At 54.8% G+C, this 23,121-nt stretch carries 22 protein-coding genes; 4 read left to right on the top strand and 18 right to left on the bottom strand.

What is annotated here, in order from left to right:
- Nucleotide 1: 1 nt before the first annotated feature.
- From WA318_RS19950 to atzF, 4 genes are read left to right on the top strand one after another with little or no spacing between them, the layout of a single operon-like run.
- On the top strand, nucleotides 2-1,027 hold the full coding sequence (locus WA318_RS19950; RefSeq protein WP_336083951.1) for an ABC transporter permease: 1,026 nt from the start codon (nucleotides 2-4) through the stop codon (nucleotides 1,025-1,027).
- A complete protein-coding gene (locus WA318_RS19945; protein WP_336083949.1) occupies nucleotides 1,024-1,953 on the top strand; it encodes an ABC transporter permease in 930 nt (309 codons plus the stop codon). Before WA318_RS19950 ends, WA318_RS19945 begins: the two co-directional genes overlap by 4 nt.
- A 2-nt stretch (nucleotides 1,954-1,955) precedes the next feature.
- Nucleotides 1,956-3,584: an ABC transporter ATP-binding protein gene (locus WA318_RS19940; protein WP_336083947.1), complete on the top strand. Its 1,629-nt coding sequence runs from the start codon at nucleotides 1,956-1,958 to the stop codon at nucleotides 3,582-3,584.
- Between the two features lie 48 nt (nucleotides 3,585-3,632).
- Nucleotides 3,633-5,417, top strand: a complete 1,785-nt coding sequence (gene atzF, locus WA318_RS19935; RefSeq protein WP_336083945.1) for an allophanate hydrolase — start codon at nucleotides 3,633-3,635, stop codon at nucleotides 5,415-5,417.
- Nucleotides 5,418-5,593: 176 nt separating this feature from the next.
- On the opposite strand, the gene WA318_RS19930 is transcribed toward atzF, so the two are convergent.
- The 18 genes from WA318_RS19930 to WA318_RS19845 are packed head-to-tail and all read right to left on the bottom strand — an operon-like array spanning nucleotide 5,594 to nucleotide 23,118.
- Nucleotides 5,594-6,547: a D-2-hydroxyacid dehydrogenase family protein gene (locus WA318_RS19930; protein ID WP_336083943.1), complete on the bottom strand. Its 954-nt coding sequence runs from the start codon at nucleotides 6,545-6,547 to the stop codon at nucleotides 5,594-5,596.
- Nucleotides 6,548-6,577: 30 nt separating this feature from the next.
- Nucleotides 6,578-7,807 (bottom strand): beta-ketoacyl-ACP synthase, encoded by a 1,230-nt coding sequence (locus WA318_RS19925; protein WP_114098122.1) that lies wholly within the window; start codon nucleotides 7,805-7,807, stop codon nucleotides 6,578-6,580.
- On the bottom strand, nucleotides 7,804-8,529 hold the full coding sequence (fabG, locus tag WA318_RS19920; RefSeq protein ID WP_336083940.1) for a 3-oxoacyl-ACP reductase FabG: 726 nt from the start codon (nucleotides 8,527-8,529) through the stop codon (nucleotides 7,804-7,806). The genes WA318_RS19925 and fabG overlap by 4 nt, the downstream gene beginning before the upstream one ends.
- A complete protein-coding gene (locus WA318_RS19915; protein ID WP_336083938.1) occupies nucleotides 8,526-9,023 on the bottom strand; it encodes a hotdog family protein in 498 nt (165 codons plus the stop codon). The genes fabG and WA318_RS19915 overlap by 4 nt, the downstream gene beginning before the upstream one ends.
- Entirely contained in the window at nucleotides 9,020-10,246 is a 1,227-nt protein-coding gene (locus WA318_RS19910) for a beta-ketoacyl-ACP synthase (RefSeq protein WP_336083936.1), read from the bottom strand. The genes WA318_RS19915 and WA318_RS19910 overlap by 4 nt, the downstream gene beginning before the upstream one ends.
- A complete protein-coding gene (locus tag WA318_RS19905; RefSeq protein ID WP_336083934.1) occupies nucleotides 10,243-10,878 on the bottom strand; it encodes a DUF3261 domain-containing protein in 636 nt (211 codons plus the stop codon). Before WA318_RS19905 ends, WA318_RS19910 begins: the two co-directional genes overlap by 4 nt.
- Nucleotides 10,863-12,092, bottom strand: coding sequence for an NAD(P)/FAD-dependent oxidoreductase (locus WA318_RS19900; protein WP_336083932.1), 1,230 nt, complete (start codon nucleotides 12,090-12,092; stop codon nucleotides 10,863-10,865). The genes WA318_RS19905 and WA318_RS19900 overlap by 16 nt, the downstream gene beginning before the upstream one ends.
- 18 nt (nucleotides 12,093-12,110) lie before the next feature.
- Entirely contained in the window at nucleotides 12,111-14,420 is a 2,310-nt protein-coding gene (locus WA318_RS19895; RefSeq protein WP_336083930.1) for an MMPL family transporter, read from the bottom strand.
- Nucleotides 14,420-15,088 (bottom strand): LolA family protein, encoded by a 669-nt coding sequence (locus WA318_RS19890; RefSeq protein WP_336083928.1) that lies wholly within the window; start codon nucleotides 15,086-15,088, stop codon nucleotides 14,420-14,422. Before WA318_RS19890 ends, WA318_RS19895 begins: the two co-directional genes overlap by 1 nt.
- The gene (locus WA318_RS19885) at nucleotides 15,085-15,492 is read right to left on the bottom strand and encodes an acyl-CoA thioesterase (RefSeq protein WP_336083926.1); all 408 of its coding nucleotides are present in this window, start codon (nucleotides 15,490-15,492) and stop codon (nucleotides 15,085-15,087) included. Before WA318_RS19885 ends, WA318_RS19890 begins: the two co-directional genes overlap by 4 nt.
- Nucleotides 15,489-17,048 (bottom strand): HAL/PAL/TAL family ammonia-lyase, encoded by a 1,560-nt coding sequence (locus WA318_RS19880; RefSeq protein ID WP_336083924.1) that lies wholly within the window; start codon nucleotides 17,046-17,048, stop codon nucleotides 15,489-15,491. The genes WA318_RS19885 and WA318_RS19880 overlap by 4 nt, the downstream gene beginning before the upstream one ends.
- Entirely contained in the window at nucleotides 17,038-18,747 is a 1,710-nt protein-coding gene (locus tag WA318_RS19875) for a glycosyltransferase family 2 protein (RefSeq protein WP_336083922.1), read from the bottom strand. Before WA318_RS19875 ends, WA318_RS19880 begins: the two co-directional genes overlap by 11 nt.
- A complete protein-coding gene (locus tag WA318_RS19870) occupies nucleotides 18,744-20,456 on the bottom strand; it encodes an AMP-binding protein (RefSeq protein WP_336083920.1) in 1,713 nt (570 codons plus the stop codon). The genes WA318_RS19875 and WA318_RS19870 overlap by 4 nt, the downstream gene beginning before the upstream one ends.
- On the bottom strand, nucleotides 20,453-21,058 hold the full coding sequence (locus WA318_RS19865; protein WP_336083918.1) for a hypothetical protein: 606 nt from the start codon (nucleotides 21,056-21,058) through the stop codon (nucleotides 20,453-20,455). The genes WA318_RS19870 and WA318_RS19865 overlap by 4 nt, the downstream gene beginning before the upstream one ends.
- Nucleotides 21,039-21,287: an acyl carrier protein gene (locus WA318_RS19860; protein WP_114098135.1), complete on the bottom strand. Its 249-nt coding sequence runs from the start codon at nucleotides 21,285-21,287 to the stop codon at nucleotides 21,039-21,041. The genes WA318_RS19865 and WA318_RS19860 overlap by 20 nt, the downstream gene beginning before the upstream one ends.
- Nucleotides 21,288-21,289: 2 nt before the next feature.
- Nucleotides 21,290-21,550, bottom strand: a complete 261-nt coding sequence (locus tag WA318_RS19855) for a phosphopantetheine-binding protein (protein ID WP_114098136.1) — start codon at nucleotides 21,548-21,550, stop codon at nucleotides 21,290-21,292.
- Nucleotides 21,525-22,364, bottom strand: a complete 840-nt coding sequence (locus tag WA318_RS19850; protein WP_336083915.1) for a lysophospholipid acyltransferase family protein — start codon at nucleotides 22,362-22,364, stop codon at nucleotides 21,525-21,527. Before WA318_RS19850 ends, WA318_RS19855 begins: the two co-directional genes overlap by 26 nt.
- Nucleotides 22,357-23,118, bottom strand: coding sequence for a beta-ketoacyl synthase chain length factor (locus WA318_RS19845; RefSeq protein ID WP_336083914.1), 762 nt, complete (start codon nucleotides 23,116-23,118; stop codon nucleotides 22,357-22,359). Before WA318_RS19845 ends, WA318_RS19850 begins: the two co-directional genes overlap by 8 nt.
- Nucleotides 23,119-23,121: the final 3 nt, after the last annotated feature.

Raw genomic sequence — 23,121 nt, 5'->3', positions numbered from 1 at the left:
CATGGCAGTCCGGGGAACCAGCGTTTTGACGCGCATCGCACAGGCCATTCCGGTCCTGTTCGGGGTCATCGTTATCAGCTTTGTCCTGACGCGCGCCTTGCCTGGTGACCCGGCTGTCCAGTTTGCCGGGATCATGGCAACGCCCGAAACCATCGAAGAAACACGGGCGAAGCTTGGTCTTGATAAACCCCTGCCAGAACAGTTCGTGGTCTATCTGGGTCAATTGTTTCAGGGGGACCTTGGGCAGTCGGTTTCGACCGGGCGACCGGTTCTGACCGAACTTGCAAGCCGACTTCCGGCGTCGCTTGAACTGACGTTAAGTGCGCTTTTGCTGTCCTGTCTGGTAGCTGTGCCGCTGGGTGTTCTGGCGGCAACGCGACCGGGAAGCTGGATTGACCAGATCTGTCGATTGCTGGTGACCATGGGGGTTTCGCTTCCGACATTTTTCACCGGCGTGATGCTGATTTACATTTTCTATTATTTGCTGGGCGTTTCGCCATCCCCGCTTGGGCGACTTGATTTCATCTATCTTGATCCGCCCCATGTGACCGGCTTCTTCCTGATTGATGCGGCACTGGACGGGGATTGGGAAACATGGTTCGGCGCACTTAAACAATTGATCCTGCCTGCGGTGACGTTGTCGCTGTTTACGCTGGCCCCGATTGCCCGCATGACCCGTGCCGCGATGTTGTCGGCATTGTCATCGGATTATATCCGGACCGCGCGTGCGGCGGGCCTTGGATCGGGTCGCATTCTTTATGGCTATGCGTTTCGCAATGCGCTTCTTCCGGTCGTGACCACGCTTGGCATGGTGTTTTCCTTTGTTCTGGGCGCGAATGTGCTGGTCGAAAAGGTCTTTGCATGGCCGGGGATTGGGTCCTATGCGGTCGAAGCTCTGATTGTTTCGGACTATGCCGCGGTTCAGGGATTTGTCCTGGCGATGGCGTTTCTTTTCGTCTTCCTTAATCTGGTGATTGATCTGGCCTATTCGCTGATCGATCCGCGTTTCGGGACATCTGGCAAATGAACAAGATCGTTTCATCCGCGTCTGATGCCGCATCGGTTCAAGTGGCGACGGCCAATGGCCCCGTGACCCCGGCAAAATCGAAATCGGGTGCCTTTGCACATCTGATCTATGTGCTGCGTGAAAATCCGGTGACGGGCATTGCCTTTGCCATGTTCGGGATTTTGATCTTTGCTGCGATCTTTGGCCCGATGATCGTGCCCTATGATCCGCTTGCGACCGATGCCAGCAGCGTCTTGCAGCCGCCGTCATTTGCCCACTGGTTCGGCACCGATAATCTGGGCCGCGATGTGTTTAGCCGCGTTGTCGTGGCAACCCGTCTTGATCTGGTGATTTCGGTGGCCGCTGTTGCCCTGTCCTTTGTGATCGGATCATTCCTTGGTGCGATTGCCGGCTATCGCGGCGGCTGGACGGATATTACGCTGAACCGTGTGCTTGATACCATCATGGCGTTTCCGCTGTTTGTTCTGGCGATGGGGGTGGTTGCGGCCCTTGGCAATTCGGTTGCCAACATCATTTACGCAACCGCAATCATCAATATCCCGTTCTATGCCCGACTGGTCCGGGCCGAGGTCAATATTCGCCGCAATGCGGGCTTTACTCTTGCCGCCAAGCTTTCGGGCAACAGTGATGCGCGCATTCTGGCCTTTCACATCTTCCCCAATGCGCTGCCACCGATGATGGTGCAGGTGTCGCTTAACCTGGGTTGGGCGATCCTGAATGCCGCAGGGCTCAGCTTCATCGGTCTGGGTGTGCGCCCGCCGACCCCGGAATGGGGGATCATGGTGGCCGAAGGCGCGAATTTCATCGTCTCGGGGGAATGGTGGCTGGCGCTGTTTCCGGGGCTTTCACTGATGATTGCGGTTTTGACCTTTAACCTGATGGGCGATGGACTGCGCGATATCGTCGACCCGCGCCGGAGGACATGATCATGCTTTCGATCAAGGGATTAAGCGTTGCCTTCCGGACGCGAAACGGCGAAGTCAATGCGGTCAAAGGGATCGATTTCGAACTGGCAAAGGGCGAACGCCTTGGCATTGTCGGGGAAAGTGGATCGGGCAAGTCGGTGACGTCCTATGCGCTGATGCGCATTCTTGATGCCGGTGGGCAGATCAAGGCGGGGGATGCGATCTATAGCGGGATCGATCTTCGCAATGCATCCGAACGTGATATGCGTGACATTCGCGGGCGTGAAATCAGCATGATTTTCCAGAACCCGCGTGCAGCACTCAATCCGATCCGCAAGGTCGGCCATCAGATCGAAGACGTGTTGCGCCGTCATAGCCGGGCAACCCGCCACAATGCCAAAGCCAAGGCGATTGAAGCACTCGAAGCGGTTAAAATCCGCGATGCCGCTGCCCGTTATGAGGCCTATCCGTTCGAACTTTCGGGTGGCATGTGTCAGCGCGTGGTGATTGCCCTTGCGCTTGCGTGCGATCCGAAACTGATTATTGCCGATGAACCGACCACGGGGCTTGATATCACCACCCAAAAGGCCGTGATGGATCTGGTCGATGATCTGGTGCGTGCACGTGGCATGTCATCAATCCTGATCACCCATGACCTTGGACTGGCATCGCAATATTGCGACCGGATTGTCGTGATGAAGGATGGCCTGATCGTCGAGGCTGGTGATCCGGTGACCCTGTTTACCGATCCGCAACATGCCTATACCCGCAAACTGGTCAATGCCACGCCACGCCGGACCGGTTCGATCCGTGCCTTGTTGCCTGAAAGCGAGCGCACAGAACTTGCGCCGCATGTGGTTGGTCAGAAGCCGCTGATTGATGTGGTCAATCTTGCCAAGACCTATCAGGGCAAAAGCGGCCCGGTTCATGCTGTCAAGAAGATCAGTTTTACCATCCACGAAGGCGAAAGTGTCGGTCTGGTCGGTGAATCCGGTTGTGGAAAATCGACCACGTCCTCAATGCTGGTACGGTTGCTTGATGCCACATCGGGCAGCATCTTTTACCGTGGCGAAGATATTGCCAGCCTCCCGGCGGCGAGCTTTGCCAGGCATCCGTTGCGTTCGAAAATCCAGATGGTTTTTCAGGACGCAACGGATAGCCTCAACCCGCGCTTTACCGCCCGTCAGGCCATTGCTGACCCATTATACCGGTTGATGGGGATGCGCGGGGATACGGTGATCAAACGGACCGAGGAACTGGCCGAAATGACCGGCTTCCCGGCCCATCTTCTGGACCGGTTCCCCCATCAGCTTTCCGGTGGGCAAAAGGCCCGTGTGGGAATTGCGCGCGCCCTTGCCACTGAACCCGATTTTCTGATCCTTGATGAACCGACCGCTGCCCTTGATGTGTCGATCCAGGCGCTGGTTTTGAACCTTCTGGCGGATCTTCGCGTGCGTCTTGGCATCAGTTACCTGTTCGTCAGTCATGACCTTAACGTTGTGCGGTTGCTGTGTGATCACGTCATCGTCATGCAGAACGGTGCAATCGTTGAATCCGGTCCGGTCGCGACCGTGATGGAAACCCCGCAACATGCCTATACCCGCGAATTGCTTTCGGCCGCCCCACAGGCTCCGGAACGTGAAATCGCCTGACCGATATCTGCCTTCAAACTTCAATTACGCCACAGACGGAATGCAAAAATGATTGCTGATCTTCCTTTTACACTTGCCGCCCTGCGGCAGGCATACGCATCAGGTGTGAGTCCGACGCAAGTCATCGAAGAGGCGTTTCGTCGACTGGATGCCACCAATGACCCGGGCATCTTTATTCATACTGCACGCGATGCAGCCCTTGCCGCGGCCAGGGAACTTGGCAGTTATGACGGACGTCCTCTTTGGGGAGTGCCCTATGTCGCCAAGGACAATATCGATGTTCTTGGCATGCCAACTACGGCAGCCTGTCCTGATTTTGCCTATGATGCGACGCGTGATGCCTTTGTAGTGGCCCAGCTTCGTGCGGCCGGTGCGATCTGCCTTGGCAAAGCCAATCTTGATCAGTTCGCAACGGGCCTTGTCGGGGTGCGCAGCCCCTATCCGGTACCACTGAATGCGGTTGATCCGGCAATTGTGCCCGGTGGTTCATCGTCGGGATCGGCCGTTGCGGTGGCGCACGGAATTGCGACATTCTCGCTTGGAACAGATACGGCGGGGTCGGGGCGCGTACCCGCAGCGCTAAACAGCATCGTCGGCCTTAAACCGACCCTTGGTGCCTTTTCGGCAAGCGGGGTGGTTCCGGCCTGTCGTACCCTTGATACGATTTCGATCTTTGCGTTGAACGTGTCAGATGCGTGGGACGTCTTCGAGGTTGCCGCCAAATATGACCCCAAGGATGCCTATTCCCGCAACTTCCCGGCAATGGGCGGGTTGCGCTCTGTTGTACCGACGCGGGTTGCCGTGCCCAATGCCAAGACCCTTGAAACATTTGGCGATGACATTCAGGCCAGCCATTTCCACAAGGACGTCAAAAAGCTGTCCGAGCTTGGATGCGAAGTCACCGAGATCGATTTCACGCCGTTCTACAATGTCGCGAAGATGCTTTATGAAGGCGCATGGGTGGCAGAACGGGTTGCCGCGGTTGGATCGCGTCTGATCGAAAAGCCCGAAACCATGCATCCGACCACGCGCGCCATTCTTGAACCGGGTTTAAAGCTTTCAGCTGCCGATGCCTTTAACGGTATGTATCGCCTTAAGGATCTGGCGCGGGAATGCGAATTTGCGATGGCGGGGATTGATGCGATCTGTGTGCCGACCATTCCGCATTTCGTATCGGTCGAGGATATTACTGCCGATCCGATCGGGCCGAATTCCCGTCTTGGAACCTATACCAATTTCGTCAATTTGCTTGATATGTGCGGGATTGCCGTGCCTACGGGGGCGCGCAGCGATGGCCGCCCGGGCAGTCTGACCATCCTTGCGCGTAAGGGCGAAGATGCCATGGTTGCCTCGTTGGCTGCTCGTATGGAAGACGGCATGGTTGGTGCGACCGGTTGGGATCGGGCTAAACCGTTGCTTCCTTCTGATACGGTCGGGGCCGATGAAATCGGCATGGTGGTTTGTGGGGCACATATGTCGGGCCTGCCACTTAATCCCGAATTGACCGGACGCGGAGCAAGGTTGATACGAAAAACCAAGACCGCAGCAAAATACAGCTTCTACGCTCTTGCCGGTGGTCCTCCCAAACGTCCGGGCATGGTTGCGATGGCCGATGGTGGTGCGGCGATTGAGGTCGAGGTTTGGGCATTGCCGAAATCGGAAGTCGGTGGCTTTCTTGCCGGGATTCCGTCCCCGTTATGTCTTGGCTCGGTCGAGCTTGAAGACGGAACCTTCGAGAAGGGCTTCCTGTGTGAAAGTGCCGGTCTGGTCGGTGCAACCGAAATCACCGATCTTGGAAGCTGGCGTGCCTTTATCACCAAGATGGCGGGCTAAGCCTATCGGGTTTTGTGCGGTGCTAGCACGAAATCAAATGTGGATTTCCAAGTGGTCGCGCCGTTATCAACTTTGTCAAACGGCGCGACCAGACTTTCCTTCTCGCCAAAGACCGTATCGGCCGGATATGCGCTGGGCGATGGAGCTATCGTGGGCTGGTCGCAGCACAAGGACGCTCAATCGGAAATGACGCGGATCGGCTTTCCATTGATCCATGCCAGAACGGCCTCAACGGTTTGACCGTAAAACACTTCCCAAGTGTGGCGCGTGACATAGCCAAGATGGGGTGTCAGCAACAAGCGGTCACATTTGCGCAGCGGATGCGATGGCGGCAAAGGTTCGCGGTCATAGACATCAATTCCGGCGCCTGCGATCTCGCCCTTGTTAACGGCATCAATCAGGGCAACGTCATCGACAATCGGTCCGCGTGATGTGTTGATCAGGAAGGCGGTTTTCTTCATCTGTGCGAATTCAGCACTACCGATCAGACCAAGTGTCCGGTCCGAAAGACGCTGATGAATGGTGACGAAATCGGCATCACGCAACAGGGTTTCCTTGCTGTCCATGTATTCGACGCCCAGTTCTTCGCAGCGTTCTCTGGTCAGGTTGGCACTCCAGGCAGTGACACGCATGTCAAAGGCCTGTGCGATTTTGGCAATCTTTGCGCCAAGCCGTCCCAGACCAACGATACCCAGTGTCGAACCGGCAAGGTCCTGTCCAAGACCAATCTGCCAACCGCCACTGCGCATGGAAGCGTTCTCGTCGACGATATTACGCGCCAGCCCCAGCATCAGGGCAAAGGTCAGTTCAGGTGTTGCAGTGGACGGGCTTTCTGTGCCGCAAACAGTGATGCCAAGTTGATTGGCAGTTGCGACATCAATCGCGTCATTGCGCTTGCCGGTCGTCACAATCAGTTTCAGGTTTGGTAATGCGCGTATCAGTTCGCCGGATATCGGGGTGCGTTCGCGCATCACGCACAAGACATCAAAGGGCATCAAACGATCACGAAGGGCATCCGGATGAATGATCGTGTCATTAAACACCGTGATTTCGCCATGAGCAGTCACGCCTGACCAGTCCGCAGCTTGCAGGGCAAGGTTCTGGTAATCGTCAAGAATGGCAATACGCATAATGTGGTCGTCCCCGTTTCGGCCCGCGTTTTACGCTCTGGCAAGGATCAGTGACGTATTGATACCGCCAAAGGCGAAATTGTTGCTCATCAGATATTCCGCAGCAATGGCGCGCGGCTTGTCCCGGATATAGTCAAGCTCGGCACAATCGGGGTCGGGGGTCACAAGGTTTGCGGTCGGAACAAAGGTTCCTTCGCGCATCATCTCAAGACCCAGCCAGGCTTCAATGGCGCCGCATGCCCCAAGAGTATGGCCAAAATGACCTTTCAGGGTGTGGATCGGAACGGCACGTTCAAACACGGCCCGTGTGGCTTTGCTTTCTGCGAGGTCGCCATGATCGGTTGCGGTGCCGTGACCGTTGACGATGTCGATATCAGCCGGTGACAGGCCCGCATCTTCAAGCGATTTGCGCAGGGCGATTTCCATCTTGTCGGCCTGTGGCTGGGTGATGTGTGCCCCGTCGGAATTGGATGCAAATCCGACAATCTCGCCAAAGATGGTCGCACCGCGTGCGACGGCATGTTCATATTCTTCAAGGATCAGGGTCCCGGCCCCTTCACCGATCACCAGACCATCACGGTTCTGATCATAGGGGCGCGGGGTGATTTCCGGATGATCGTTGTTGTCGCTGGTGGCAAACAGGGTATCAAACACGGCCACCATGGTGGGGCAAAGTTCTTCGGCACCACCGGCAATCATGACGTCTTGCATCCCGTATTTGATGGCCTCATAGGCATAACCGATCCCCATGCTGCCCGATGTACAGGCGGTTGATGTGGGAATGATCCGCCCGCAAATGCCATAAAGGACACCGATATTGACCGCTGATGTGTGGCTCATCATCTGGATATAGCTGGTCGCGGTAATCGCATTGCTGTCACCGGTTTCCATCAGTCGGGTAAAGCCAAGAACGGGCGGGGTGCTTCCGAATGAAGACCCATAGGCAATGCCAAGGCGCCCCCCCTGCAGGATTGATTTTTCGTCGCGCAGGCCCGCCATTTCAAGTGCCCGGTCGGTTGCGGCAACCGACATCTGGGCAACGCGGCCCATGCTGCGCAGCTGTTTGCGGTTGAACTTGCCCTTAAGGCTGAAATCCTCTACCGGACCGGCAAGGCGGGTACGGAGATCATATTTCCCGTCCCATTCATCCATACGTTTGATGCCGGTTTCACCCGCATTCATCCGTGATGAAATGGTTTGCCAGTCATTGCCCAATGCGGTGATCCCGGCCATGCCGGTCACAACAACCCGTCTGGTCATAGCATCCCCCCGTTCACGCTGATGACCTGCCGGGTGATATAGGACGCATCGGCACTGCACAGGAAGGCCACGGTTGCCGCAATTTCATCGGCGGTGCCGTAACGACGCATCGGGATCATGGCCTTGACCTCGTCTTCGGGCAGGTCATCGGTCATTTGCGTTTCAATAACCCCCGGTGCCACGGCATTGACGGTGATCTTGCGTTTGGCAAGTTCAAGTGCCAGCGATTTAACCGCACCAATGATACCGGCCTTGGATGCGGCATAGTTCACCTGACCGCGATTGCCAGCCAGTCCGGCAATCGACGTCAGTGCAACGATACGTCCACCTTTGCGACGCTGGATGATCGGCATCGTCACGGGCTTCAGGACATTGTAAAAGCCATCAAGATTGGTGTGCAAGACACTGTCCCAATCGTCATCTTCAAGTGCGGGAAAGGCATTGTCACGTGTCAGACCGGCATTGAGAACCACGCCATAGGGCGCGCCAAATTGTGCGATATCTTTCTCAAGCGCGGTGCGTGTTGCGTCACGATCTGCAATGTCAAAGCAGATCAGACGGCCCTGACGACCAGTCGCAATGACATCATCAAGAACCTTTTGCGCGCCAATCTGATCGGAATGGTAATGCACGATGACGTCAAATCCGTCGCGGGCAAGGCGTCTTGCGGTGGCGGCACCAATGCCTTTGCTGGCACCGGTTACCAGTATGGTTTCTGTCATGGCTTTGCCGTGTCCTGATTAATGGTCGTCGTGTTTTCTTGTTGTGCGTCGTTTTCCGAAGCGGGCTGATAGACATTGATCTGTGCAAAGACCAGAACAGTTTCCCCGTTTCTGACTTCGCCTTCAAAGACGCCCATCTGTTCATCTTCGAAGATGTTTTTTACAAAGACATCAAGGCAACTGCCAGCCTGAAACCAATCGCATGCAAGGGTCATTTTGCGCGTTCCCAGAAGATAGCCGATCCGGGGCGGTGATGTCGGGTCTTCCTGTTTACCGCGCCAGCCGCTATAGGCGGCAACGGCCTGCGCGATATATTCAATCCCGACATAGGCAGGAACCCCAAGTCCTTCCTCGAAAAACATGCTGTTTTTGTGAATGGTGACGCGGGCATGGAGTGTTTGCGGATCAGCCGAACATACCTCGTCAATCAGCAGCATCGGGGATGCATGCGGGACCAGTTCATCAACAGCAGGGATGGCAGAATGTTCATTCATGATGACGGGCCATTTTTGTTAAAACCGCGCCCGAGAATTACGGACACATTGCTGCCGCCAAAGGCAAAGGAATTGCTCATCATTGCAGACTGATCAGCTGGCGCAAGGCGCTGACCGACGGTTTCGACCAGATTGATGGCAGGAATCCCGGGATCAATAACACCATCCCAGATATGGCGGGGCAGCGGTGCACCATCATGCATCTGGTCTAAAGACAGCCAAAGAATTGCAGCCTCGATCGCCCCCGCCGCACCAAGGGTGTGACCGGTCATTGGTTTGGTGGAACTTACTGCGACCGGGTGATCAAATATCGTGTGAACCGCGCGGGCTTCCATGCTGTCATTAAGCGGGGTCGCTGTACCATGCAGATTGACATAGGAAATGGCGTCTGTTGGTAAACCCGATTGTTCGAGGGCTGCGCGCATTGCCGCCATCGCCCCGATCCCGTCAGGATGTGGTGCGTTCGGATGATGGGCATCGGACGTTTCGCCAACCCCCATAACAGCAATCTTGCCGCGATCCGGACGCATGACAAACAATGCAGCCCCTTCGCCAATATTGATCCCGTCACGATTGATACTCAGCGGATTACAGATGCCTGTTGCAACCGAACTCAGAGAATGGAAACCGCGCACGGTCAGGCGGCACAGGCTATCAACACCGCCAACCAGAACCGCATCACACAAACCCGCCCGGATCAGACGCTGGGCAGCACCAAACGCCTTGGCACTTGATGAACATGCCGTTGAAATCACATAGGCCTGATTTTGCAGATCAAGCGCATCGCGCAGGAATTCGGCAGGCGATCCGATTTCCTGATCCTCATAACGGAAACTGTCCGCCCAATGGCCGGTCGTCAGCCGGTCGCGATAGCCAGAAGTGCCTTCTTCGATCCCCGATGTGCTTGTGCCCAGAATGACAGCGACCCGGTCCTTGCCAAATGTTGCAATAACATCGGAAATTTCGTCAAAAATCTGGTTTGCCGCAGTCCAGAGCAAACGGTTGTTGCGCGTATCGTAATGACCAAGATGATTGGGTAAAGGATCAACCGCCCCGGTAAAAGTCCCCAATATGGTGCTTTCACCAACCAGATAGTCCTCATGCAGACGCATGTCTGCCGGGCGATCACCAAACAGCGTTTCCGATGATTGGGCGATCCCGGTACCGAGGGCCGATACCATGCCGAGTGCGGACAGAAATGCGGGTTTTTCGGTCACGTTCATGGCGTCATCCGCCTTGAATTAATGGCAAGATCATAGCCAAGTGCCAAATTGCGCAACGTTGCCTGACCCTGCCAGGGATCACCATCAGGACGGTTGATCTGCATGAAGATATCGCCATCATTTTGGGTCTTGATCATGCGTTTGTTGCCTGTCTCCGAAATCGACAAATCAGTGCCAAGGGCGCTGCGCACAACATCGACCGGCCAATAGGTCATGACCATATCGGCAAGCAGGCGACGCCCGTCAACCATTCCGGAAACCCAGTCTGCGGTGGTGATATCAAGTGCATTTTCTGTCCAGTCGATATCAAGGGCACGGCGTCCCAGATCGTCAAGTACCGTGATTTTGACGCGATCGGCATTGATGGCAATGCGGGCGATAAAGGTTGCGCGATCCTGCCCGGATTGGGGTGTCGGGTTCTTCCATTTTGCCGAAACCTGCTGGATGACATTGATGACCGTGTCTTCCAGCCAGGGCTGATCGGGAAGTGTCAGCGTAGCACCACTGACCTGATCAAGCATGATCATGTTATACGCACTCGTCCGCGCCATTTCCGATGTGGAACTGGTCGGTATTTGCGTACTACATGCACCGAGCATCACGGCGGTTAACAAGGTCAGGACTGATCGCATAGGTCGTGCAACATCTTAAGGTAATGGTCGGTTTTGCTTACCAGCGGATTGTCGATATTCCAGGCGTAACCGGCAAGGATCGAGACAACCATGCGCTTGATCTGTGTGTCGTCGGTCGGCTGATTGAAAATGATCGTCTGAAGGCGCTCGTCATACCATGCGTCAACATAGGAACGAAAGGTCGCAACCCCCTTTTCGAGCGGGTCGGCATAGTCCTTTTGCCAATCCACGTCTTTGCCCTGATGATGTTCGATCAGAACCTTGGCGGCCATTTCGGCTGACTGCAAGGCGATGGTTACCCCCGATGAGAAAACGGGATCAAGGAACCCCGCGGAATTACCCAGCAGGGCATACCCGTCCCCGAATAGCTGGTCGGACTGGGCACTGTACCCGGCAATGGCATTCAGCGGCCGGGTTGGTTTGGCGTCGGCCAGCAACGTGCCCAGTCGGGTCTCGTTGATCAGTGTGTCAAAGATATCCTGCTGTTCCATGGCTGACCATTTGGGGTCTTGGTCCGGAAAGATAACCCCGACCGATGACGTGCCGTCAGAAAACGGAATCAGCCAATACCAGATTTCATGATGGGTCGGATGAACCGTAATCAGGATCTTGTTCCGGTCATAGTCCTGATCGGTAATGTTGTCCTGAATATGGGTAAAGAGTGCCCGCCGCTCGGTCGAATGGTCTGACCGTGCAATGCCCAGCATGCGGGGCAATACGCGTCCGTAACCACTGGCATCAAGGACAAATCCGGATCGAAGATGCTCGACCGCGCCCTGATCATTTTCAAATGTCAGTTGGCATTCGCCCTTGGCAAGTTCGGCACGGGTTACCTTGTGACCAAAACGGATATCAATGCCCGCATTTGTCGCATGATCGGTCAGGATTTTGTCAAACCGGGCGCGTTGGACCTGAAAGGTTGTTCCCCAGCCGTCGGTTTCGAAATTCTCGCGAAAATCGATGGCCTGATATTGCGGGCCGCGTTCAAAGACAGCACCATTTTTGAACTGGAACCCGGCTTCTTCGACAGCATCCAGAAAACCTGCACGTTCAAGGATATTCATGCAATTGGGCAAAAGGCTTTCGCCAATCACAAAACGCGGAAAGGTTTGTGCTTCCAGGACGATAACACTGAGCCCGGCATCATGAAGAAACTTGGCTGCAACCGCACCCGCCGGTCCGGCACCGATAATCGCAACATCGCAATCGTGCATTTGTGTTCTTCCTTTCGATTACCGGCTGTCGGTATTGTCAGCTTGTGCGGGCATTGAACACATCCAGTAGGAAAGTATCCAGGCACAGGCCAGACCGATTGAAATGATGGTGCCGATGGTATTGACCACCGGTACCGAGCTTGTCGCCAAAAGCCCAAAGGCCAGAATGCTGCTGATCAGGGACAGGAACACGGCAAAGCGGGTTTCCGTCTGTTGGCCGTGATGTCGACTTTCAGAGGTGAAAATCGCGTAATCCGCCCCGATGGCAAACACCAGAAACAGCGCCATGATTGCAAAGAAATTGATCGTCACACCCAATGCGAATGCTCCGATAACGGCAATCAGGATGGCAATCAAGGGTGCGGCAAGGACGTTCAAACCGGCATATGCACCATATCTTATGACGGCAAGGATACCGGCAACGATCAGCGATGCCGCAAGCGCAATCGTGGCCCAGTTCCGGTAATGCGCGAACTGGGCTGTGATGGTTTCGCGCGGATTGATCAGCCGGGCATTGCCAATGTCTGCAATTGCGTCGCGAATGGCATCGGCATCTTTAACGGCACCAAGCCGGATAATATCGGTTTCCCCGTGCTGCAAGCTCGCAAGGGCCGGGATGGTCCCCAAAATATCCGGATCAGGTTCCAGAAAATCACTTTCGGTATGTTGGGTGGGAGTTTGGGCCGGTAATGATGCCCGCAGCTTTGCCCCAAAGGGTTCTTCCAGTTCCTTAGCCACCAGTTCGCGGTTTTCTTGCTGTCGTTTAATCGATGGAATGACATCGGACAGACCAAACAGACTTCCCAGAATACCGTCCCGGATAATCGGGGTCAGGGCGGTGCGTACAGCTTCACCTGTTTCGAGGCGGTCCTGAACAAGTCTGCCATCAATGCGGATGAATTGCGGATTGCCCCCTATCCCCAGCGTTTCGCCAATCTCGCGGGCATCTTCGATCAAGGCTGCATTGCCGTGACCAAGGGCCGCTATATCGTCATTGGCGGGCAGGGAATAGACGGTTGTAATCAGGCCGATGACCGCACATACCAGAACCGCCAGACGTTGTTTCTGCGGGATGCGGACTTTCAGCAAAGCGGTATCAATATGGGCATAGATCGTGCGGATGGCTGACCGGTCCCTTGCATCACGATGGGGCAGAACGGGCAGGATCGTCACCACAGTGACATAGGCCGCAATCAGTCCGGAAATGGAATAAAGCGATATCTGTGCAAGCAAGACTGTCGGCGTCACGGCAAGGGCAGCAAAGCCGCAAACAGTGGTCAGAAGGCCAAGCCGCAAGCCCGGACGAATATGCGCAAGCCGTGCGCTGGCAGCCCCGACCGACTTTGGCAGAACCAGAAAATGCAGTGCATAATCAATCGAAATACCAATCAGGCTTGCTCCAAACACCAGTGCAATGGCGTGGATGCTGTCAAAGACGACAACAAGGGCGGTAATCCCGGCAAGCAATCCACTGCCCACGGTTAGCAGTGTCGCAACCAGTGGAAGTGCCGACATAAAGACACCAACCACCATCATGATCACACCGATGGTGGCAATTATCGCAATGCGTTGAACGTCGCTGCGTGCGTGGCTGGCTTCTGATACAGCAAAGAAAACCTGACCGGTTTTGGCGATGTGAAGCGCAGCATCGGATGCGCTTCTTGTCGCAATCACATCGTTGATCTGTTCCACCCATTGCGCTTCCTGCCCGTTGGTGCGGACATCCGGCGACAGGGTGATGATGATTGGTGTTGCGAACCGGTTGTCATCCTGAACCAGACCGCTTTGTCCGATCTTGCTGCCAAGCTCGGACAGAAACCCCGGAAGAAGCGAAAATGGATCGTTTCCAAGCGACTGAGCACTGATCATGGATGACGGGGAGTAAAGATCCTGCAAGGCACGACGAAACAGTCGCTGCCCGTCACCATTCATCAGACTATCGCGGTCCTTGTGCGACAAAAGCCCGTTGGCATGCTTTTGATAAAGCCCATAAAGGGACTGCGCATCACCGGTTTCAAAGCCCGGCAGGCTGACATTGTTTGTGCCAGCAATGTCACGAAACTCTTGGGCCATATCCCGGCTTGCGGTCTCAAGGGCATTGCGATTGCCATGTGAGACCATCACGATGGCCTGACGGGCATCGCGTGCCAAAAGATCACGGACAATATTGATATCTGAAAACCGTTCGGCGTTTTCCGGACCACTTTCCTGCCCGATCAGGGCAAGAATATCACCATCAATGCGGCTGTGCTTCGCGCTGATCTGCCAGACCGTCACGATCCCCATGACCAGCAGACAGATCACCCATATGGTGGCGCGCAGCTTCATTATTGTGCCTGCCCGGACAGAAGGACTGCGATATCACCCGGCAAGGGCAGGGATGCCTTTGCCTGATTGCCAAGTGTGATGTCATCATAATCGCCAGATGGCTTTTTAATCGTGACATGTTCAACAAACTGATCGCCCGATGCCGTGATCTCGATGATCTGATCTGCAATCGGAAGACCGGCAAGCGGGACAAGTTTTACGTGCCAGGATGCATTGGTTTCGCCGGTTTCCGGTGGCATTTCAGCAAGGGTGAAATGTGCCGACAAGGTATCCCAGTTTCCGGCAAGAACGGCAGAAATCAGGGCGATGAATTGATGAAACTGTGCACCACTTGCAATGACTTCTGTGCTGCCATCGTCAAGCACACGGGTAATCCCGCGATCTGTCATCACGGTGGTATCGGGGAATGGTTCCTGATTTTCCCACACCAGCCCGTCTTTGGGGGACAGGGTAAAGTTGCCCGTAGAAACAAGGGGCTGATCAAACCCGTTCAGGTGCCGGTCCAGTTGAAAGACCCCTGTCAGATAGGCATCATCGGAAATTGAAAGTGGTGCGGAGATACCCGCACTATCGGCCCGCACAGATGAAACCAAAGCTGAAATTGTCATCAGAATGACAATGCCAAAGGTCACCAATATCCGCTGTGCGATGATGCGAAGCCTGATCATTTTTGTATTTCCAGCTTGGAGATCAGACATTCCGGGCTGGCAAACAGCATTTCGCCGGTCGCCTTTTCAACGGCAACCTGAATGGTAAAGCCCTTGGTCAGCTTGTCACCGGTTTTGGCATCGGTAATCAGATAATCAATCTTGAGCCGGTTTTCATATTCCCTGAGTGTTGCGGTAATGCGGATTTCCTGTCCGAACCGGCAGGGACGGACATATTTGACCCGCATATCGACGACCGGCCACAGATAGCCGCTTTCATCCATCTGTGGATAGTTATAGTCGATCTTGTCAAGCAGCGCACAGCGGGCATTTTCAAAGAACTGAACGTAATTGCCGTGCCAGACCACATTCATCGGATCAAGATGATAGAACTGGATGGTTTCGGTGACGGATGCGGCTATCATGCGACCTCCCCGTCATAAAGTGCCCAGTGGCGGCCCTGAATACGTGAAATCACCAATCGCAAGGTCGCTTCAAGTGGCTGGTCTTCATCGATAAAGCCAATGTCTTCCTTAAGCTGGTCGATAAAGCGGACAAGGTCCGGGCCGAGTTGCGCTTTCGTAATCTCGCCCGATTTCTCCCGCAGGCGGATGGCCTGAAGGGCGGCAATCAGGTTGGCTGCAACCACCTGTTCGGTCAGTTGCAGGACACGCAGGCAATCGCGCGCGGCAATCGTGCCCATGCTGACCTTGTCCTGGTTATGACATTCGGTGGATCGCGAAAATACGCTGGCCGGCATGGTTTGTTTCAGGGCCTCTGCCGTCCAGGCTGAGGCACCGATTTGGACGGCCTTCAGGCCATGATTGATCGATGCACGATCAGCCCCCGATCCCGACAGGTTGGATGGGAGGCCGTGGTTGAATCTGGTATCAACCAGAAGCGCCATCTGCCGGTCCATCAGATCGGCCAGATTGGCGACCAGTGTCTTCATGCCATCCGCAACAAAGGCAATGTGGCCGCCGTAAAAATGACCGCCATGCAAAATGGTGTTTTCACCAACATCAAGCAGCGGATTGTCATTTGCACTATTGAGTTCGATTTCAAGCGTCCTGCGGAAGGTGGGCATCATATCGGCCAGCACACCAATCACATGCGGCGCACAGCGCAATGAATAGCGATCCTGCAAGCGTGCCGGTTCGTAATCCGGTCCAAGATGGGCAAGATCATTCTCAATCCATGCTGCAATCTGTGCCTGTCCGGGGTGGGGCTTTGCCGCGAAAAGCCGTTTGTCGAAATGTGCGGGATTGCCCAGAAGGCCAATGCTTGCCATTGCTGTGATACGGCTGGTCAGTTTGCAAAGATATTGTGCGCGAACAAATGCCTGACACATCAGTGCCGTCATAACGGCCGTACCATTCATGATGGCCAATGCTTCTTTGGGGCGCAACACCAGTGGCGTAAGGCCAGCTTGCTCAAGTGCATCCTTGGCTGTTGTTTGGGTGCCGCGATAGAGCACATCGCGCTCGCCGATCAGGGCCGCAGCAACATAGGATAGCGGGGTCAGGTCGCCGGATGCTCCGACCGATCCCTCTTCGGGGATCAGCGGCGTAATGTCATGGGCCAGAAGGCCGGTCAGCTGATCAAGAAGATCGACACTTACGGCAGAATAGCCACTGCAAAGTGATGCCAGACGTACGGCCAGCACCGCGCGCGCCTGATCGGCGGGCAGAATGTTGCCAAGACCGCAGCCATGAAAACGGCTTAGATGCAGGGGGAGTTCTGCAACCAGTTCGGGGGGCACGCGGCGTGATACTGAATCCCCATAACCGGTGGTGACCCCGTAAATATGACCATGCTCGCGCAATTCGCGATCAAGGAAGTCCGCGCCGTTCTGGATGCGATTGCGGAACTCTGCGTCACCAGTCAGAACCGGTTGGGCGCGCTGTTCTGACAGGGCAATCACATCCTCGATCATCAGATCGTTCTCGCCGAAAATGATGTTGATGTGATTATTGGTCATTATCTGCCTTTTTCTTCGCCCAGAAGTCATAGAAATTGAACCATTGCAGCGGTTCATTAACAACAATCTTTTCAAGCCATTGCGCATACAGGCTGGCGTAATTTTTGATCGCCTCTTCGCGCTTTGCACGTGGCAGGATCATCTGATCGGCCAGCTTGTGCCAGGCAATCCTGAATTTTTCCCCCGAACGCCATGCCGCAGCCGAGTAGACCGGGCATTGCAGCAAATAGGCAAGGATAAACGGACCTTGCGGGAATGGCGCGTCTTCGCCCAGGAACGGTGTGTGGACCGTTTTGTCGCGTGCGCCAATCGCAACGCGGTCAGCGGCAATCACCACCCATTCCCCCCGGTCAACCCGTTCGCGCAGCATCATCGCGGTGTCGGGGCCGATTTCGGTGACTTCAATCAGGTCGACCTGACTTTCGGGGGCAAATTTCTTCAGGACACGACCAAACCGGGCGGCATTTTTTTGATGCAGCAACACATTGACGCGAAAATCGCGATCCCGGCTGGCAATGGCGCGCACCAGTTCCATATTGCCGAAATGCGAAACCAGCAGAACCACTGCATGATTGCGCGGCAAATAATCAAACAGGCTGGTGGCATCATCGGGAAGGTCAAGGTTGCTTTCTTTTAGCCGCCCGCTCCAGGCGGCGATCTTGTCGAGTGCGCTTTCACCAAACTGAACAAAATGGCGAAACACATTCATGCGCGTTGGTGCAATATCCGCCCCGGCCTTTTGCGCGCGGCTCAGAAAATCATGTGACGCCTGTCGGGCAGCGTGACCGGTCAGGTAGAAGTAAAAAATGATCGGCAACATGATCGCCAGACAGAAGCGTCTGCCGCAATAGCGATACACCATGCCAAGGAACCGCATCCCGAAATAGATGCCCCGTTCATCAATCTCTGACCAGTGCTCGGACGGTGGGGGTGTTGCGCTGTGTGATCCCGTTTTCCCGGTTTGGACAAATCGCCCGCCACGGAACACAAATCCCGGCAACCGCCAGATCATGCCAAAAACCAGTCTGGTATGCATCCAGCTGATCAGGACATTGTCCTTCCACATCCGGAAGTTTGATGTGTTTCCGTCGGGGTATGTCACCTTGGTCGGAATATGGATCACCGGCACACCGCGCCAGAACAGACGCACCATCAGTTCGGTGTCAAAATCCATCTTTTTGCCAAGACCCTCTTCGCGCCAGATCGCAAGGCTTTGTTCAAGCGGATAGACACGAAACCCGCACATGCTGTCGCGGATGGCAAAGGAAAGCGTTTCAATCCACACCCATACATGGGTCACCCAGCGCCCGATTTTGCGTCCGGTCGGAATGCTGTCGTCATAGATCGGAAGACCGGTGATCAGTGCATCCGGGTTACCATTTGCCGCAGTCAGCATCTCAGGGATCCGGGCAAGGTCATGCTGCCCGTCGGCATCAATCTGGATGGCGTGGCTAAATCCGGCCTTCCGGGCAATTTCCATTCCTGTCATGACTGCCACACCCTTCCCGCCATTACGTGGCAGCCGATGACAGATCACGCCATTTTCCGGATCATGAAGGCTTTCGACGACCTGTCGTGTCTGTTCATTTGAGCCGTCATCAATGATGAACACACAAAGATCATGGGCGCGGATCGACGCAACGACATCAGCCAGAACGCTATGGTGATTATGGGTCGGGATCAGCGCACAGACTTTCACGCGACGTCACCTTGGTATGTATCGGGCGTGCGTAACTTCAGGGTGCCCGAACTATGCAGATCGGCTTCGTCGGATCGGTAACAGAATTTAAGGCGCCCTGCCGCTGCGTCATAATCAAGTTCAAGTTTGATGATGTCGGTGGGTGTTATTGGTTTGCGGAATTTAAGCTGGCTCACCTCGGACACATTGCGTGATGACCCGAAAAGCGATGCGCCAAAAAGGGCGGCCCAATGAAGCTGTACGACGCCGGGAAGGATCGGTTGCCCCGGGAAATGCCCCTTAAAGCAGGTCATGTCGGAATTAAGTGCAAGCGTCATCGAAAGGCTGTTGCCTTCGCCTGCCTGACTTGAAACCGCCGGAAGAGTATTGCCATTGTCATCAAATAGTGCGCGCAACAGATGCAGGGGCTTCTTGCCCTGACTGTCTGTCGGAAGGGCATCAACAAATCGCCAGCGTTGTGGTAATGCCGCGTCATCTTCAAATTGCGCAAGATCACGGCGCAAAAGGCGTCCCATCCGGAAACGGCCGTGCTTTTGCAACTCGGTCTGGCCCTTGTCGGTCAGAACCGCCACAACGGCCAGTCTTTGATCATCTTCATGGGCCAGAAGTGCAACAGCGTCTTCGACAAGGTCGCTTTGACGAAGGTGTTCTTCCACTGCACCAAGCGAAACACGCTTGCCCTCGATCTTTACCACCCGGTCGGCACGACCTTTAAGCACGAAGCTATGGTCATCGATGTTAATGTCGACCCTGTCCTGTGTCTGATACCAGTCATCCCCGGCAATATGGTTTGCACGCACGCGCAGACAGCCGTCATCATTCAGTCCGGTATCCAGCCCCGGAAGCGGATGCCATGGTGTGTTTTCACCTTGCTGTTGACGCCAGGCAATGCCACCGGTTTCGGTGCTTCCATAAATTTCGGTCGGGCAGGTGCCAAGCATCTTGGTGGCGGCCTGTGCCGTCGGTAAATCAAGTGGTCCGCCAGAACTCAGGACAAGTGCCGGGCGTGGCGCATGGATCAGATCGGGATGAAGGTTTTTAAGCTGTGCAGGACTGGTAACCAGCATGTCACCAGTTTCCAGTTCGGCAAGAACCATTTCCCAGAACGGGGCCGGTTCGGCACGGGTGATTTGCCTGTTCATGACCGGCCAGATCACCCGAAAGATCAAACCATAGATATGCTGATGGGAAACAAGTCCGATGACCCGCGATCTTTCCTGCATCAACGGGCACCAAAGCGGGGACTGGGTTTTGATTTCGTCCTCGATCTGGGCAAGGGTCTTTATGATCGGCTTCGGGATGCCACTTGATCCCGACGTAAAGAAGATGGCCTTGCAGGATGTTGCATCCGCAATAGTGTTATGCGGATCATTTGCCGTTTCCGGATCGTTCGGATTGCCAAGCAGATCAGCGATGCGCACATCATCCAGATGTGTATCAAACTGCTGCCCGATTTCATCGAGATACCCGCTTTTGTCCGTCGCAGGCAGGATTGCGGTCGAACCGGACCGCCACACGGCCGCAAGAGCAATCAGGAACAGGCGCGTGGACTGGCAATAGATCGAAACGCGCGATCCCGGTTCAAGCATTGCAGCAAGCTTGTCGATATCGGCCTGAACGGTGCCGACATTGATCGTGCTGCCACCTTCGAGAAACAAGGCGGTTTCAGTATTGCGAGGATCACTGAGGTTTGTGAAAAAAACGCTCATGCGTTCTCCTGCCGGGGATTGTTTTGTGATTTCCGGTTATGGCGGGCGCGCAGGATACGGCGCACCGGCCATTCCCCAACGAACAGGACCCCGATCAGGACATAGGAAATCAGTCCGTTATAAAGCGTCCATGTTTCGATACTGGCATAAAGGGCAGTCCATGCCGCCACAGTGCCATTCAGAACAAAGAACCCGACCCATATGCCGGTCAGTTTGCGGGTGTAAGCGATGGCATAGGCATCAAGTTCACCAGACCGAAGCCGTGCAAACCGTTCAATCATCGGCATCCCGGAAAACAGGGATAGTCCAAACAGGGCGGCAAGGGTTGAACTGACAATGACCGGATAAAAACGGATTGCCACCAGCGCGCTGGCAATCCCCGCAGAGCTCAGAATGACCGCAATCACAAGAAAGCTTGCCGCCTGTGCGCGTTTTCCACTGCCAAGAAACAGGGCGGCACGCAGGACGACAGCAACAATCAGCATGATAAGGATCAGACGTGGCGAAAAGATCGAAAGCCCGAAATAAACCAGTACCGGATAGGCAATACCCAGTATCGCAAGCAGAATGGCGCCGACGCGACTAGGAGCTGACCAGGTCATGAATTTTCTCGACCACGTCATCGACGGTTCTGACCGATTTGAATTCAGTGGCCGGGATTTTCTTGCCGGTAAGTTCCTGGAATTTGACGATCAGATCGACAGCATCGATGCTATCAAGATCAAGGTCTTCCATCAGGCGGGCATCGGGCGTGATGTCTTCGGCCGGGACCTCGAACAGTTCGACCAGATAATGCTGTAACTGGTTATAGACTTCGTCGCGACTATGCATGGTTACGCCCCCTTCGCTGACTGAATGAATTTGGCCAGGTTCTGAACGGACGCAAAATGTGTTTTGACGTTTTCGTCTTTGGCATCGATACGGACATCATATTTTTTCTGAAGCGCGACGCCAAGTTCAAGCGCATCAATAGAATCAAGACCCAAGCCATCAACGAAAAGGGCTTCGGTACTATCAATGTCATCGACCTGCACATCTTCGAGATTAAGCGTCTCGATGATGAATGCTTTAAGTTCTGTTTCCAGCGAAGTCATATGTCAATCTGCTCAAGAAGTATTCTTTGATGAACCGGGTCAACGCACGCGATTGTTTGGCACGCGGCAACTCGGGATCATGAATATCGTTGAATATTATTGGTGGATCAATTTCCAGCCGGTATTGGATTTTTGACGGCGGAATACGATACCACGGAACCCCTTTTTTCAAGGTATCGTGATTACAATGTACAACTACAGGAATCAAGTCGGCTTGTGTTTCTATCGCTATGTTTGCAGCTCCGCGCTGAAGCTTGCCAAGCTTGTGTTTTGGCGGGGTTCGGGTGCCTTCCGGGAAAATCATGATATTGGCACCGGACGCCAGATGGTGACGTGCCTGGGTGATCAGGTTTTCCGGATTGTCGTCATTCCGGATAAAGCCCGCCGCCCGAACAACCCCGAACAGGAACGGATTGCGAAACAGTTCATGTTTGACCACACACTGGCACCGGTCCATCCGTGACAGGATCATCACAACGTCCAGAAGTGTCGGGTGATTGGCGATAATCAACGTACCCTGCGCATCCTTAAGCCGGTCAAGGTTATATGCCTGAACCCCGGCAACCCCGGTGATATCCAGCATCCAGGCAAACAGCCGAAAACCCCGACAGATGACAAACTGGGCATATTGACGGCGTTTTGCGCGATTGCGCAGAATGACCATCATGGCCGGGAAAATTGTCAGGGCCATAAACAACCCGCCAAGACCAAAGCTGCTGAATGCAAAGCCGGTTGCAATCAGCCGCCAATACCAGTTCAGGCCGCGGACTGGTTTCGGATGGGAGGGTGTCGGGGCCAGGGCGGAATCAGTCATGTCTTGAAAGTGTCCAGGCGGTGGTTTTGCCGACAATATTAATGCGCTCTGTGCGTGATGACAAAAGCTCGACCATCGCTTTTGCCTGATCGAATGCTTTGCCGGGCAAAAGCGTATTGCGTTCTTCCGGGGCAAGGTTTGCGAAACCAAACAGATTGTCCGTGCCGGATCCCGCCTTGTCATGTGGATCAAAGCGAATGGCAAGCGCCATGCCGGTATCGGATTGTTCAATATGGTCCTGATAAATATCAGGTAGAGGCAGATCAACGAAGCACAGGACAACCGGTCGCGGGTCGGTCGCAAGTTGTGCAAGTGTTTCAGTCATTGCTGCGATCAGGGTGTCATCACCTGCTGAAATGGCCGTATGGCTTGCGGTGATTGACCAGTTGATGGATGCAACTCCGATAAAGGCATTATGGACCGACATGCTGAAATCGGCTGGCGACAGAGCCTCGTCCGTTGCGACCTGATGCAGGAGTTTGACGGTTCGCTCGATATTGCCATGTCGGGAACAGAATACGATGCGCGGATTGTCTGTTCCGGCAAGTGTGTGTGCAAGAACCTCGGCGGCGGCGCGACCAAACAGGTCAAGACGCCGCCGCAAGGCCGGTTTTATACTTTGCGCCAGTTTGGCCGGATCCGACTGTTCATGCGCAATCAGGTCTTCCCCGTTGCGTTTTACGGTCAGCGTAGCCTGACCATCGGTATTTTCCCAAAAGGCCCATTGCGGCATGTGGGCGCAAAGCAGCGTCATCTG

It is taken from the genome of Thalassospira sp. CH_XMU1448-2 (assembly GCF_037027285.1).
Lineage (GTDB): Bacteria > Pseudomonadota > Alphaproteobacteria > Rhodospirillales > Thalassospiraceae > Thalassospira > Thalassospira profundimaris_C.
This window is presented reverse-complemented; position numbering and strand designations above follow the sequence as displayed.